The sequence below is a fragment of the Clostridium sp. CM039 genome, from assembly GCF_055081075.1.
Genome location: NZ_CM143649.1, coordinates 3564685 through 3579741, shown reverse-complemented (window position 1 = coordinate 3579741; position 15057 = coordinate 3564685). Strand labels below are relative to the sequence as shown.

Sequence of the window (15057 nt, the reverse complement as noted above, 5' to 3'; positions counted from 1 at the left end):
CCTAGCCTTTTATTTCATTGTAGGCCTTAAAATACATTTCAACGAAATCCTCATTTTCCAAACATAATTTATAAACACTATTATGACTTTCTTTAATATCCTGCATAATTCCTACCCCTAGGTCCACAGGGTAAATCTCTAGGAATTCTACAAGTCTTTGTATATCACTATTTAAATTTTCTTTCTTATCTAAGATACATAAGATATTATTTGCAATCAAATATAATCTAGTATGACTTTCCTCTTTCACCTTTGCAATTACATCTTGTTGTAATTGCGTGCCATTAAATACCTCCTCATAAGAAATTAGAGGTTTATTATCTTCCTGTGAAAATGCCATAAACTCATGAGCTATTCTATTGCCTAAATTCCCTTTTAATATATTTAAAAATATTCTTTTATGGATTGTCTCTTTATTTTCCTTGTAAATCCTATAGCTTTTAGAAACCCGTTCATAACTTCTAGGGGTTGCTCTTATTTGCTCATCCTTTTGGTTATTAAGTAAATATTCTGGGAAAGTAGATATAAATTCTATAACCTTTTGCTCTATTTTATTCTCAATAGCCCATGAAATCCAAGCTAATGAATCACATTCCATTTGTAGCAAAACAAATCTATTTTCTTGCGCTGCATCCATATCAACTACTTGATAATCAAAATCTTCCCCGTATTTACTAGAAGGATTCATTGCAGCTAATATTTTAACTTTTTCATTTAGCTTGTACCCATTTATCTCCCTATTTAGTATAAGATTCATAAGCTCCTGCTGCACCGTATGTTCACAACGATTTATTTCATCAATAAATAAAAATACCTCTTTACCGCTAGATATCAAATTATCTATTTCTTGTAGCTTTGTGTGAACCGCGTAAACAGTATTTTTCTTACTAACAGTCTTTCCTCTATCATCTTTAAATCTATAATCCTCAACTGTTGGAAGACCACCTATTTCTCCTTCTTTCAAAAGGTTTCCATCTATAATAACTAGGCTCCAGCCTTTAATTTTTGAAAGTGTCTTCGCTAAGGCAGTTTTTCCTATACCACTCTCACCTATAACTAAAGGTACTTCATCCGTTTGTATAACAAGATCTACACTTTGCATTGTATCTTTAAAATTCATCATTCACCCTTCTTACATCATATTCAGTTTTTCATCAACTGCTATTTTTTTGCAGACTTTACTACCATATTTATAAATAAAAATTATTTTATCCATAGATATATTTCCATATTTTTCATTTATACTATCGCAGTTTATAAAATCTCTCACGTATTTTTCTGATATAGTTTCTTTAGATAATACATCTTTGAAAGCCAGCTCCGTAGCATCCATTGGTAGGTCATTAATGAAATATTTCATTACCAAGGCATTGTGCTTTAAAAATGACATTTTTTTATTTTCATCTATGTTTGAAATGAACTTTATTGCAGCTTCATTTTCGCAAACAGCCAAAATTTCTGCATTTAAGGTTGCATTTTTTATATACCTTAACGCATTATAATTTATTTTTATAGCCAAAATTTGTATTTCTTCATTTGGGTTGTCTATATATTTTATAGAGTCATAATCTTTTTCTATAGCTAGTTTTTGCAATAAATTGCTTGGTTCTTTTGCATATTTTATTGCATAGCCTTTTTGATCAATGCCTATTTTTATCAATTCTTCGCAGGGATTTTCAATAAATTCCAAAGTATTCCATAGCTTTGACACAACATATTTTTTCATATCATAACTTGGATTTTCTACAAACTCAATTGACCGTGGATTACTTCTTATTGCTAGCTCCTTCATTTCTTTTGTAGGGTTTCTTATATAACGTAGCATTACCCCATCTTTCTTTATAGCCATTATCTTCATTTGATCACTAGGATTTTCAATATTTCTTATAACAATTGGATTACTCTCTATCATCGCAACGACTTTATTTTCTATCATAAAATTGCACCTCGATACTTATTAATTTAAATTAATTATAACATGAAAAATGAATTTATTATTTCTTGGAAATAAAAAAAAGAGATATTTCTATCTCTTTCATAAACGATCTAAAATTTTATATTTTATATTCCAAAATACCGTTGCCCCAATTTTTACACCTATCTTTTCGATAGGTGGGTGTCCTCAGAGATGTTTAATAGTCCTTGCCACTTAAAATATTGGTCTTATAGGCCAAATCCACACCTAGATCTCGAACTCCCGTATTAATACTGTAGGTTGAAAATAAGAGCTTCACGAATACCTCAGAAATACAAACTTATAAAATCAATGAATACGTTTAAGTATTTCTTATTAAATTTATTATATCAGATTATAAATAAAATTCAATAGTAATTTATAATTTCTTTAAAAATTTTTTTTATGCAATAATGCCTTGTTTTTTTAAATACACTTTTGAGTTTTTATCTGCTTCTGCAGAAGTATATTCTCTTTGCATTTTTTTCATGGTCTTTAATATAACAGCATCTGCTGTACTCATACCGTCTATGGATAAAACTGCCAAATTTTTAATTGTGTCTTCTGCGGTTTCTGCAACAATCCCATTTCTTGCAGGTATAATAGAATTATTTATAGCCAAAATTGCTGATTGTACAGCGACTGATGCAGAAGTTGAAAGCTTTAATGCACAGCCTTCCTTTGCCCCATCACATATCATCCCACTGGTGTTTGCAATGGTATTTTTTATAACCCCATCTATTTGGTCATAACCAGCACCCATTAACCATGCTATAGCAACGCCAGCCCCGGTTCCAGCTGCAACACCACAAGCACACAGTGCTGATAATCTCCCTATATAATGTTTTATATAGCTGTTCGTAATATGACTTATTGCCACTGCCTTAGCCAATCTATCATCACTTACATTAAATTTATTTTTATATGCAACCAATGGCAAAATTGCCGTAAGCCCATTGTTTCCGCTTCCACTACTACTCATAACAGATAAATTCATCCCTGACATTCTCGCATCACTAGCTGCTGCTGTGAGCATCATTGAAGAGGTCATTAAGTCTTCTGACAGAATCCCTTTCTCTATGCTTTCCTTAAGACTAAACCCAACTCCCATGCCCATTTTCTTTTTAAGTCCTACCTTGGCTATATTTTCATTCATCACTATTCCTTCTAACATAGATGCGATATCCTCATGAGGGATTTTCTCAATTTCTTTTATAATGTCTCTTATTCTCAAATTATATAAAATATTCTTTCCCTTATTGCTACTCTCATCCTCATTTGTTAGATCTATTAGAACTTCGCCTAATCTTTCAATATAAATAAATCTATTATGTTTTCCGCTTATAATTACACTACAATTACCTTTATCTGTTACAAGATTTACTTCTACATAGACTTTATCTCCAGTATCTTTAATATCTAGTCTTAATTTCCCACTATATAAAAACTCTTTTGCAAGTTGAACTTGCATTTTGTTAATTCCTTCAAGTACCCTTAAATCCTTTTTACTTTCTCCACCAATAAAACCCAGTGAAGCTGCAATCGAAAGCCCAACCTCCTGCGTATTTGGTATACCAACTGACAATCCATTTTTATATATGTTAGGACTAACAAAAACTTCTGCACTTACTATATTATTAAAAGTTATTAGTTCTTTAGCCTTTGCACATGCAAGAGCAACAGCTACTGGCTCAGTACATCCCATGGCAGGGACAACTTCTTCCTTAAGTGTTTGAACTATAAGATTTCTTAATTTCATGAAAACACTCCCTCAACGAATTATTCTAAGACATACCTATAAAATTAAATACATTAAAAACTTATGTAGCTTTTATTAACATTTTTTTAAATATGCCTTATACATATAATAGCAATACTCATGCCAACAAAATTATACTGAGAATAAACGTTTCAGTGGTGTTTTTTCTCAAAATGATAAAAAAATCAGTATCAAAATGAGAATTAATTCTCATTTTGATACTGATTAATGATTTACAGCTTTGAAAAAGATGATTTGATCCCATATTCTTTTATTTTTCTATATAAAGTTGCTCTACTTAATTCTAAAGCCTCAGCAGCCTTTGTAATTGACTGTTTACTATGTCCAAAATACTCTAGAGCTTTTTCAATTTCTTTTTTTTCTAATTCCTTAATAGGTATAATCTCTACATTCTTATTCGACTTTAAAGTGCTCTCGCAACCTTTCAACCTCTTCGGCAGATCCATACATTTTATAACACTACCACTGCACATATTTACAGCATATTCTATGGTATTTTCAAGTTCACGTACATTGCCAGGCCACTTATAATTCATAAAAATTTCTAAAGAATCATCATCTATTTTATTTATATGCTTTTCTAGCTTAGAATTACATTTGTCTAAAAGATAATCCACAAGAACTATTATATCATCTTTTCTATCTCTTAAAGGAGGTATATTAAGTGGAATTACATTTAATCTATAAAATAAATCTTGCCTGAACTCTCCTTCTAATACTTTTTTTTCTAAATCTTTATTGGTAGCCGCAATTATTCTTACATCTATAGGAATGGATTCTTTTCCACCAATTTTTTCGATAACGTATTCCTGTACTACCCTTAAAAGTTTAGTTTGAAGATGAATAGCCATGTCTCCAATTTCATCCAAAAATATTGTTCCCTTATTTGCTAATTCAAATTTCCCTGCCTTGCCACCCCTTCGCGCTCCTGTAAAAGCCCCATCTTCATACCCAAAAAACTCACTTTCTAGCAGTTGTTCTGGAATAGCCGCGCAATTTATTGTAATAAACGGCCCTTTCGCTCTATTACTATAAAAATGAACAGCCCGTGCAAATAGCTCTTTTCCAGTTCCACTTTCTCCCTGAATAAGTACTGTAGAAGTAGATTTCGCTGCTTTTTCCGCCTCTAATTTAACTTGTTCTAAGCAGTAACTACTACCTATAATGCTGTCAAAAGACGTAACCATAGTCCCTGTGGTAATATTATTTACTGTTTTTAATAAATCGGATATATTACTAAAAGAGCATACTATACCAAAGTTTTTATCACCGATACTAATAGGCTTCGCATCAAGTACTCCTCTGAAATGATGACTACTACCATTATAAGTAAAGTCTTTATTCTTTAAATTCTTATGTTTTTCGATAAGTTTATTGAAATCTAAGTCACCAATAAGATTTTTTATATTTGTATTTAAAATTTGGTTTCCATGAAGTCTAAATAGCTCTAATGCTTTGGTGTTATAATGAAGAATATTTCCTGCGTGGTCCGCTGCTATAATTCCTTTATCTACAGCGTCAAGAACTATCTCAAGTTCCCCTGCCAAAAGCTTTATTTTCTCTGTATTTTCCTGTTCTAATAGCTTTGAGGATATTAAATCCGCCATTCTATTTAAAAAGTTCATTAGGTTTACTTGATTATTTATAATAGCATCCCTTTGTTCTTCTTCAAAAGCAATAAGCCCAATAACTCCAATAGTATCATTACCAACATGAATTGGGCAACAAACCTCGGCAAACTCCTTGCAACTGTAAGCATTATCACACTTTAAGCATGCAAAATGTTTTCTAGGATTTTCAATAACGAAGCTTTCTCCCTGCGTCAGCGCAAATCCAAAAACAGATTTTTCATTTACTTTTTCTCCGATACAATTTCTATACCTTCCCGTCCCTGCTATTCTATTATAATTATTATCTACAACCGTCACATCTACTCCTATGACACTTGATATCGCCTCAGAAATCTTCTGAACATTTGAAACTATTTTTATCAAATCCATACTTATCATCCTTTTAATTTTTTTACATAAATCTGAATTTATTATACCATAGTTAAATCATCTCCTGGGTCGCTGAAATGTCGTTAAACATCTGAATATATATCAGAAAATTCTATATTAATTCTTTCTGTACTAGTTTTATACTGAAATTCATCATCTACATAATGCTTTGTTAATGTTTTTGTTGGAAGTTTAATTATAGCCTCACTTCCTATGTTAATCTCACTTTTTATTTCAATGCTTCCTTCATGCATTTTTACAAAAGATCTTACAAGGGACAATCCTATACCTGCCCCTTCACAAGGACGTTTTAATGTTTTATCTATTTGTGCAAATCTCTCAAATACAAATTTTAACTTGTCCTCTGGTATACCTATACCTGTATCCTTTACAGAAATGAGAATACTATCTTCCTTATCAGTCAATGCCACTAAAATTTTACCACCACAATCAGTATATTTAATGGAGTTAGATAGTACATTAAGCATAATCTTCTCTATTTTATCCGGATCAAAGGTCATTATCTTTTCTTCTACATCTGTATCAAAAGTAAGTTGAATTTGCTTACTTTCCACGTAGGACGCAGCAGATAAAGCTATATTTTCAATCACGCTTACGATGTTAACCTCTACCATGTTTGGTTTAAGTAACCCTGAATCTACTTTCGTAATGTCTAAAAAATTATTAATTAACCTCATAAGCCTGAAACAATTTTGTTTCATTACAACTAGATATTCATCTTTTTTCTCCCAAAATTCTTCTGTATTGTTATATATACTCAATACCTGAATAGCCGAATATATAACATTTAAGGGAGTCTTTAATTCATGAGAGATATTTGTAAATACCTCTGTAATCAATTTATTCAATTTAATAGTTTCATTTAATAATTGAAGATTTTTTTCTATGTCCAATTGCAGTTTTTCAACCTGCTTTTCAGGAGTAATATCACGTATTATACTTAATATCACGGGTTGTCCTGCATATGTAAAATAAGTAGAGGTATTTTGCACATTAGCAACTTTACCATCCTGCTTAAATATTTTTCCTTCAAAATTTACAAGTGTGCTTTGCTTATTGTATATTTCATCAAACTTCTCTTTAATATTTTCACTCTCATCTATATCCATAAAGTCTAAGATAAGTCTCCCAATTAATTCATCTTGGGTATTTAAGCCCACTAATTTTATAGCACTTTCATTCACAAAAATCACTTTATCATTTCTATGAACAAATATAGCTTCTCTTGAATTTTCAATAAGTAAGCTATGGCAATCTTCATTTTTCAATAATATTTTTTCTATATATATACGTTGATTATCCGTGTCCTTTAATTCATCATTAAGTGCTTGAAGTTGTAAATTTTTTCTGTATGAATTTTCTTTTTCAATTTCTACGTAATGACCTAATGGCCATGCAGTTAAAATAAATACTGCTGCCATAATTAAATCATTTTGAAAATATAAATTAACACTAGTATACGGTGCATAAATCAAATCTATAACTAGTATTATCCCTGATGAAATAACAGCCGTAGTAACACCATTTTTCATACCTAATTCTAATGTGGAAGTAACAATTATAAATAGGAACAATAATTTATATTGACTAGTACAATTATTCGATAAAATAATTGTAATTGAAAAAATCATAATAAAAACTAAGTTCTCAATAATTTGTATTAACTTTACATATTTACATTTAAATCTTCTTATAGAAAAAAATGACCATAACCAATAAATACATATACTACTTACTGATAGTAGTGCCGTTGGAATTATATTAATATACCCACTTGAGTTTTGAAGAATCTCATTATTTGATATAAGAAGTTCATTGTATATTACAATTCCACAAAATAATAAGGAAATTAATTTAACAATAGATATAATATCATTTATTTCTTTTTTTCTGCCTCCGTCAATATTACTCATGTTTTTTCACATCCAATTAAAGCATTTATATTTAACAGCAATATAAGGATCATCACTGATCCTTATAACCTTTTTAAGTTCTTATTTTCCCCTAAAGCATTTTGATTCTTCAGCTTTTACATTTTAATACATATATCGCCTAAATTCACTTTATTTCTAATATTATTATATCTTTCTCCAATCATTTTAGCATCAATTTTCATGTTTTAAATTATGTCAATTTTCTACATAGAATGCAAAATACCACAAACCTCCTCTAATCTAAATATAAATTTCAATAAAATACATATAAATATAAATATAAAATATGGATATACTATCATTGAAAGGAGATGGTATTAATGAATGAAGGTCTAATAGTACTAGCGAGAGGAATCATCGGATTTTTCACCTTATTAATATTTACTCGTGTTCTTGGAAAGCAGCAGATTAGTCAACTAACTTTTTTTGATTATGTTGTAGGCATAACTATAGGCTCCACTGCCTCCACTCTAACTACAGATTTAACTAGTAGGGCATGGCCTCATTGGGTAGGCTTGCTTACTTGGGCTGTTTTATGCTTTATTCTTCAATTAATAACTGTTAGCTCAAAGACTGCTGAAAAATACTTAGATGGTGAACCTACCATTGTTATTATAAACGGAAAAGTACTTGAGAAATCCATGAAAAAATTTCGCTACACCATAGGTGACCTTTTATCACAGTTAAGAGATAAAGGTGTTTTTGACTTAAGCGACGTAGCTTATGCAATACTCGAAAAAGATGGACAATTGTCTATCTTAAAAAAAACTCAATGTGATACTGTTACAGCAAATGATTTAAAAGTTAAAACTACCCCTGCTAGTATTGATTTTGAAATAATTTACGATGGATCTATTTTGCAAGATAACTTAGATAAAATTAATAGAAATGAAAAATGGCTAATGACTAAACTAAAAAAGAAAGGTATTAATGATGCTTCCGAAGTATTTTTAGCTATCTATAACGCAACAACTGGTTTACATATAGATCTTTATAAAGATGATATAGAAGAAAATAATAAATAGCAGATAAAGGGGCTTAAACTATGAAAAAATTTATATCATATGCTATACCAATAGTTACTTTAACAATTTTCGTACTAATAATGTTAGGAGGTAATTATTTGAAAAAGCCTCGCACTCCTTCAGAAGACGTAGTTTCTTTTGTAGAGCTATCTATAGAACATGCAAAATCTGAAAAGTGGGATATGCTTGAGCAAGATATCGTCAGAATTGATACTGCCTGGAAAAAAATCATACCTCGCATTCAATTTAGCGTTGAACGAGATGAACTATATAATATAAGTTTAAACATCGCCAGTCTTCGCGGTTCAATAGCCAGTGAGGATAAAGCTAGTACCTTGATTGAATTAAATCAAATTATTGAAAATTGGGATGAACTAACAAAATAATACCTAGTGACCTAGGTATTATTTTTGTTAGTTTATTATTTTTTCTTTTTGAAATTTAGAATGAACTTTTCAAAACCACATGAAGTTCGTGTAATGCTCTAGTTGCCATTACATACCTAAGTTTATCCTCTTGCTTATATTCCCCCTGCAAACCTTCTGTTTTAAGTCCACAAGGCTCATCTAATATCATGATAACTGCATCAAACTCAAGTCCCTTAGCAAAATATGATGGGATTACAACAATCCCGCTATGATACACTGCGTTTTCTTTATTTATAATCTTAACATTAGCATCCTTGTTAATTAAATCAAAGATTTTTTCTGTTTCACTTATATCTTTACAGATAATCGCAATATTTTCATAAGTCTTACTTTTGAACTCAGAAATTTTTTGGGTCATAAAACTTTTAAGTTCATCCTTATCAGAAATTAATTTCTCTTTTACCACTTCACCATTTCGTACTACAGGAACAATAGGATCTGCATGCAAATATTTATTAGCGTACTCCATAATTTCCACTGTAGATCTATAGCTGGTACTTAGTCTAAACTCCTGAGTATTACACCCTGGAAGTATATTCTTTATATCATGCATAGGTAGCTTCCCGTCATATGGAATCAGTCTCTGATTGCTATCTCCAACTATCGTTAAAGAAGAACACTTTGTTAATTCCTTTATTACCATGAATTGAAGTTCATTATAATCCTGAGCTTCATCTATTACTACATGCTTTATTTCCTCAGAAATCTTGATCCCTTCTAGCTTAATTTTAAAATATAAGATACCACCTAAATCATTTTCTGTTAATGCTTTATGTCCATTTATTTTGTTGTATAAATCAACACAGTTTCCATTTTCAATCCAAGTAAGGTTTCTTTTCACTGCTAATATCTCTTTAATTACTTCTCTAATTTTGAGTCTTCTATTAAAATCTAAATCATTTATTTTAAAATCCTTTTCTTCCTCAGGTAACTCTACCACACTTTTTTCATATTCTTTTTGTATAAATCTAACTTTTTCATCTCTAGCGTCTCTAATCTTAGAATAAATAATTCTTTTAATTTTCTTACTTCTTCTGAATAAAGGCATAGTTTTATAGTGATTATAAAACATTTCCATTATTTCCTTTTTAGATAATACTATCTCATTCATAAATAATAAATCTTCTATTTTAAAGTATTCGTTATCTAATTTTTCTACTGAGGTGTCAAGAAAGTTTTTATACTCTGTAGAATTTTTATACATAATATCTCTAGCAAATTCTTTTTCTCCACTAAGCACTTTCTCCATATACTCTTTTAGGCTCATTACTTCCATAGGCCCTAAAATGTCAAAGGCAAAGTCTCTAAATGTTGTTTGCTTAACTCCCGATTCTCCAAGGCTTGGTAGCACTAAAGATATATATTCCATAAATACATTATTTGGCCCTAATATTAGAACCTTGTCTTGGAGTATTTTTCTATAATTATAAAGCAAATATGCTACCCTATGAAGAGCAATAGTAGTTTTTCCACTACCAGCAACGCCATCCACTACAATAGTTTTGGTTCTTGGTTGCCTTATTAAATCATCCTGTTCCTTTTGTATTGTCATTATTATATCTTTGAGCTTTTCTGACGCATTGCTACTAAGCACCATTTGAAGTATCTCATCTTTTACATCTAGCGCTGAGTCGAACATGCCTTTAAGCTTTTCTTTTTTAATAATAAATTGCCTCTTAGCTAAAATGTTTACTAGTATCTTTTCCTTAGGAGCATCATAAAAAGCTTCCCCTAAAGCCCCGGTGTAAAATAAAGATGCAACGGGGGCTCTCCAGTCTACTACTAAAGGTTCATAAGTATTTTCTGGAGTAACTCCAAACCTTCCTACATACATTTTATTAATACCATAGTCTTCTTCAGAAAAATCAACTCTTCCAAAATAAGGAGAGCTCTTAAGCTCAGTTAACTCCATTACTCTTCTATCAATAGTTTTAAATGCTTCCTCCTTTACATATACCTCATGATCAAAATATTCTATTACCATATCTTCATCATCTCTATAATCTTCAATCACTTTTTTCCTATATTCTAAAATATATTTTGTAATTTCTTTTCTCTTTTGAATATATTTTAGAATTTCTTCACTAATGATTTTAATAATGCCATTTAATTTTTCTTCTTCTACATTAAATTCTAATTGTTTCTTTAATTCAACTTCTATTAAACTAGCATCCATATCATATTTATTATTATTCAAAACTACCACCCCATTTAACGATTTTATTTTTTCGTATAATTCGCACTCGTATATTTAAAAAATTTCATTCCATCCAATTATATCTATAATGCCGAGACCTGGAGAATCATTAATAGTTATCGTATTCCCTGTAATACATGCACCACCAACTATTGAATCATGTTCAAATAGCAACATAGTATCTAGATCAGCTTTAATCATATTGGATTTTGACGCTGCAAAACTCGTTGCTGCTGTAATGCCTATTCTACTTTCTAGCATACATCCCATCATACATCTTATACCCATATTTTCTGCCATATTATACATCTTTATTGCATTATTTATACCACCGCATTTCATAAGCTTTATGCTTATGAGGTCTGCCGCTCTTTTTTCAATGATCTTAAAGGCATCTGATGGACCAAAAACTGCTTCATCTGCAAGAATTTTTGTTTCCACATTATCTGTTACATATTTTAGTCCATCTATATCCCAAGCATTAACTGGTTGCTCAACAAACTCAATATCTAACCCCATGTCTTCGAACTTTCTAATAGTACTTACAGCTTCCTTTGGGCTCCACCCTTGGTTAGCATCTACTCTTATTTTTATTCCACGCCTTACCGCTTTTCTTACTGCTTTTACTCTCTCTATATCACGAGCCATATCATTTCCAATTTTCACTTTTAAATATGTATAACCATTCATTACAGCTTCTACTGATTTTGTCACCATTTGTTCCACTGTATCATTTGCTATTGTAATATCTGTAGATAATGAAGTTTTATATCCACCTAAAAATTTGTAAAGTGGCACTCCATATTTTTTGCAAAGTAAATCATATATAGCAACATCAATAGCTGCCTTAGCACTATTATTTCCGTGCATAGAACCATGAATTACTTTCATAATTTCTTCAATATTATCAATATCTAAACCTATAATTCCAGGTTTAATATGCTCTATTGCTCCAATAATTGAACTCTGGGTTTCCCCAGTTATTAAAGGTGTTGGGGCTGCACTACCATATCCTATTTCTCCTGTATCTGTAACCATTTTTATAACTATTTCATCAGAAAAATTAAGAAGTCTCTTCCCTACTTTATATGGTTGTCTCAAAGGAGTATTAATTTTACCTATCCTAATATCTTGTATTTTCATAATTATCCCCCACTAAACGTTTAATATTTTAATAGTATTTAACTTACTTAACCTATTTATACAATAAGAAGTAAATTCTTAACAGTACAATATTTCATTATACCTCTATATCTACTTTAATTCTATTACTTTTATAAAATTCTTTACTAATTATTTTTATACAATTTAACCCTTAAATTTATTCTATTTTTATTTACTTCTATTTAGACATACGTAGGAGTTAAACAATATAATAGGGCATTAAAATATTTTAATGCAGCCCTAAAATTAAAACCTAAATCTAGCTTAATATACTCTTGTATGGGTCGTCATTTATATATTCACACCAAAAAATATGATAAGGCTATTGAAAAGCTAAATACAGCAATCGAATTAAAAAGAAATATAATATTTGATCAAACTACATATTGTTATTTAGGAAATGTCTATACTAGGTTAAAGGAATACGACAAATCTAATAAAAATAATATTAATTGTTATGTTACTTTCCTTAATTTTTATATGTATATAAATTAAAAACAAAAATATGACATAAAATATAGTTTTAATTGTATTAATTTAAACAAAGTAGCCATAGATTTTCTTAAATCTGTGGCTGCTTTGCTTGTTGAACCGAAAATAACTTATTTTAAAATATGATAACTACAATAGAAGGAAATGAAGCACAAGCTGTTCGCAAAGCAGAGCGTTCTTATTTAAACAATTCATATGTAGACGGATTTGGGGATAATGGAGGCCCAACTGCTACTATAAAACTCGCACCTATGCCAGACATAACGAGTAATGCTGAATATGATAAAGCAAAAGTTAAGCTATGGGATGTAGTTTATCAACCGTACCCAGCAGCACGCATAAGATTCAATCAAAAAAATAAAATTGAAGATGTTCTAAAAGACTATAAGGATGAAATAAATAAAGCTGCTAAAAAATATGGTGTTCCTCCGGTATTAATAGCTGGTATAATTGTTAAAGAACAAATTACACAATCTATTCCTGCTGAAGTCGCGCTAATAGATTCTGTCATTAGAGATTTGTGGTTGGAAGATACAACGCTAATTATGATAATCCTAACGTTCAAAAAAATTTTTAAATAATGTTTTTGGTTATCTAGACTCATTAAATACAATGTTAAAGTAAGGAGGAAAGTATATTGAGGTTAAAGGTAATATCGATTATTACTATAATAGTTTCGGTTTCGTTAATTTTTGGCACGATTTATTATGTGAAAAGTGGTCCTAAAATTATTAACGAAAGTATTCCTGATAATAAATTTTCGGCAAAGGAACTTGTAAAAATATCAAAAATACATGTAGATAAGTTCTGGAGTAAAAAAAACTATCATATTAGTAAAATAAATATGGAATTGGATAAAGCTCAGCGGGGTAACGTTGAAATATGGTACGAGGATGATAGTGAAAATAAAAATGGTGTGCCTAATATAATAACAGTAGAAATAAATACTAAAAGCAAGAAAATTCTTAAAATAGCTACCCAACCCAGAGACTCAAAAATTGCAACTGGTGATGACCTAAATATTGAAAAATGGTCTATAGATAGTAATGAGGCAATTAACATAGCAAAAGAAAGGTTTAAGAGCAAAGGTAACTTTGAACTCGCTTATATTTCAGGTGAAAAGCAGTGCAACACCGGTAAAGAAACATGGGATATTATTCTTTGGAATGAAGTGGTATGTCATATTAAAATTGACGTTTATACAGGGGAAATTTACACAAGTGAGGAACAATAAATACAAAAGTTATATTAGTATTATGTAACATTCAATTTATGCTTCTAATATAAAATATTCAAAATCATTAATTAATAACGTTTATGATTTGTCATTGACATTGAGCCTCTATGCATATATTTTTCTGGCATAAAGAAACTACCATAAATAATGTGATAGCCATGTATATAGGCTATCATATAACTCCTCAATTACTTTTATGTTATATTCAAAATAGTAATATAGCAAAAACCCATATCTATGATTGATATGGGTTTTTCTTACGACGACCTGTATGAGACTGTGAACTATTTTTTTATTGCTTATAATCATCTTTCATTCGGACATCATAAGCTACTCGGAGTGCAGTGCCAATTATACTTGCCATTACTACACTTATATACACGCACGCTATCATCCCTAGCCCCAAAAGTCCAGCACCAAAATCATTTGGATCGGACTGAGTGTTGAAAAAATTTGGCACTTCAAATGTGATTATAGGAGAATAAACTAAATAATAAGGAACAGTAACTAATAGTATATTTACCCAATTTGCCTTTATAAAAAATGCCATTATAATTATATAAAATAATGTTAATAAACCAATCCCCAAAACTAGTATTGTACCATTCTTAAACGTCCAATCACATTGTAAATATACTCCTCCAGCAATAGCAAAAATAATACTTATTATTTGAGTTATAATAATCTGTTTTAAAACTTTTGAAATATTCTTCTTAATATAATTCACCTTCTTGATTTAATTCAATAATTCAGCTCCGCAGGAGATTATTTAACAATCACTTTACCAGTCGTATCAATAAATTTCCATTCATCTTTTATGTATAC

At 30.2% G+C, this 15057-nt stretch carries 13 protein-coding genes and 1 other RNA gene; 5 read left to right on the top strand and 9 right to left on the bottom strand.

The features are described from left to right. Position 1: 1 nt before the first annotated feature. The 6 genes from ACWJJ2_RS16770 to ACWJJ2_RS16745 form a co-directional block, all read right to left on the bottom strand. The gene (locus ACWJJ2_RS16770) at positions 2–1120 is read right to left on the bottom strand and encodes an ATP-binding protein (RefSeq protein WP_462954357.1); all 1119 of its coding nucleotides are present in this window, start codon (positions 1118–1120) and stop codon (positions 2–4) included. A gap of 12 nt (positions 1121–1132) precedes the next feature. Continuing rightward, the gene (locus ACWJJ2_RS16765) at positions 1133–1936 is read right to left on the bottom strand and encodes a hypothetical protein (RefSeq protein ID WP_462953578.1); all 804 of its coding nucleotides are present in this window, start codon (positions 1934–1936) and stop codon (positions 1133–1135) included. 125 nt (positions 1937–2061) lie between these two features. Further along, a non-coding RNA gene (ssrS, locus tag ACWJJ2_RS16760) (6S RNA) lies at positions 2062–2251 on the bottom strand. A gap of 106 nt (positions 2252–2357) precedes the next feature. After that, positions 2358–3713: an L-cysteine desulfidase family protein gene (locus ACWJJ2_RS16755; RefSeq protein ID WP_462953577.1), complete on the bottom strand. Its 1356-nt coding sequence runs from the start codon at positions 3711–3713 to the stop codon at positions 2358–2360. A gap of 233 nt (positions 3714–3946) precedes the next feature. After that, positions 3947–5734, bottom strand: coding sequence for a sigma-54-dependent Fis family transcriptional regulator (locus ACWJJ2_RS16750; RefSeq protein ID WP_462953576.1), 1788 nt, complete (start codon positions 5732–5734; stop codon positions 3947–3949). An 83-nt stretch (positions 5735–5817) separates the two neighbouring features. Then, the gene (locus tag ACWJJ2_RS16745; protein ID WP_216303918.1) at positions 5818–7668 is read right to left on the bottom strand and encodes a sensor histidine kinase; all 1851 of its coding nucleotides are present in this window, start codon (positions 7666–7668) and stop codon (positions 5818–5820) included. Between the two features lie 341 nt (positions 7669–8009). On the opposite strand from ACWJJ2_RS16745, the gene ACWJJ2_RS16740 reads away from it, so the two are divergent. Then, the gene (locus ACWJJ2_RS16740; RefSeq protein ID WP_216303917.1) at positions 8010–8714 is read left to right on the top strand and encodes a DUF421 domain-containing protein; all 705 of its coding nucleotides are present in this window, start codon (positions 8010–8012) and stop codon (positions 8712–8714) included. Between the two features lie 20 nt (positions 8715–8734). Continuing rightward, positions 8735–9100: a DUF4363 family protein gene (locus ACWJJ2_RS16735; protein WP_216303916.1), complete on the top strand. Its 366-nt coding sequence runs from the start codon at positions 8735–8737 to the stop codon at positions 9098–9100. A gap of 55 nt (positions 9101–9155) precedes the next feature. Here ACWJJ2_RS16735 and ACWJJ2_RS16730 read toward each other — a convergent pair whose 3' ends face one another. Together ACWJJ2_RS16730 and ACWJJ2_RS16725 are read right to left on the bottom strand one after the other, a co-directional pair. Continuing rightward, positions 9156–11318: a HelD family protein gene (locus ACWJJ2_RS16730; RefSeq protein WP_220286206.1), complete on the bottom strand. Its 2163-nt coding sequence runs from the start codon at positions 11316–11318 to the stop codon at positions 9156–9158. A 75-nt stretch (positions 11319–11393) separates the two neighbouring features. Next, a complete protein-coding gene (locus ACWJJ2_RS16725) occupies positions 11394–12482 on the bottom strand; it encodes a dipeptide epimerase (RefSeq protein WP_462953575.1) in 1089 nt (362 codons plus the stop codon). 300 nt (positions 12483–12782) lie between these two features. Here ACWJJ2_RS16725 and ACWJJ2_RS16720 point away from each other — a divergent pair, with 300 nt between their 5' ends. The 3 genes from ACWJJ2_RS16720 (at position 12783) to ACWJJ2_RS16710 (ending at position 14229) form a co-directional block, all read left to right on the top strand. Then, positions 12783–12998, top strand: coding sequence for a tetratricopeptide repeat protein (locus tag ACWJJ2_RS16720; RefSeq protein WP_462953574.1), 216 nt, complete (start codon positions 12783–12785; stop codon positions 12996–12998). Between the two features lie 119 nt (positions 12999–13117). Next, positions 13118–13576, top strand: a complete 459-nt coding sequence (locus tag ACWJJ2_RS16715; RefSeq protein ID WP_462953573.1) for a hypothetical protein — start codon at positions 13118–13120, stop codon at positions 13574–13576. A 56-nt stretch (positions 13577–13632) separates the two neighbouring features. Continuing rightward, positions 13633–14229 carry a hypothetical protein gene (locus ACWJJ2_RS16710; protein WP_462953572.1) on the top strand — a complete coding sequence of 199 codons (597 nt, stop codon included), beginning with the start codon at positions 13633–13635 and terminating at the stop codon, positions 14227–14229. Positions 14230–14524: 295 nt separating this feature from the next. Here ACWJJ2_RS16710 and ACWJJ2_RS16705 read toward each other — a convergent pair whose 3' ends face one another. Then, on the bottom strand, positions 14525–14959 hold the full coding sequence (locus ACWJJ2_RS16705; RefSeq protein ID WP_462953571.1) for a hypothetical protein: 435 nt from the start codon (positions 14957–14959) through the stop codon (positions 14525–14527). Positions 14960–15057: the final 98 nt, after the last annotated feature.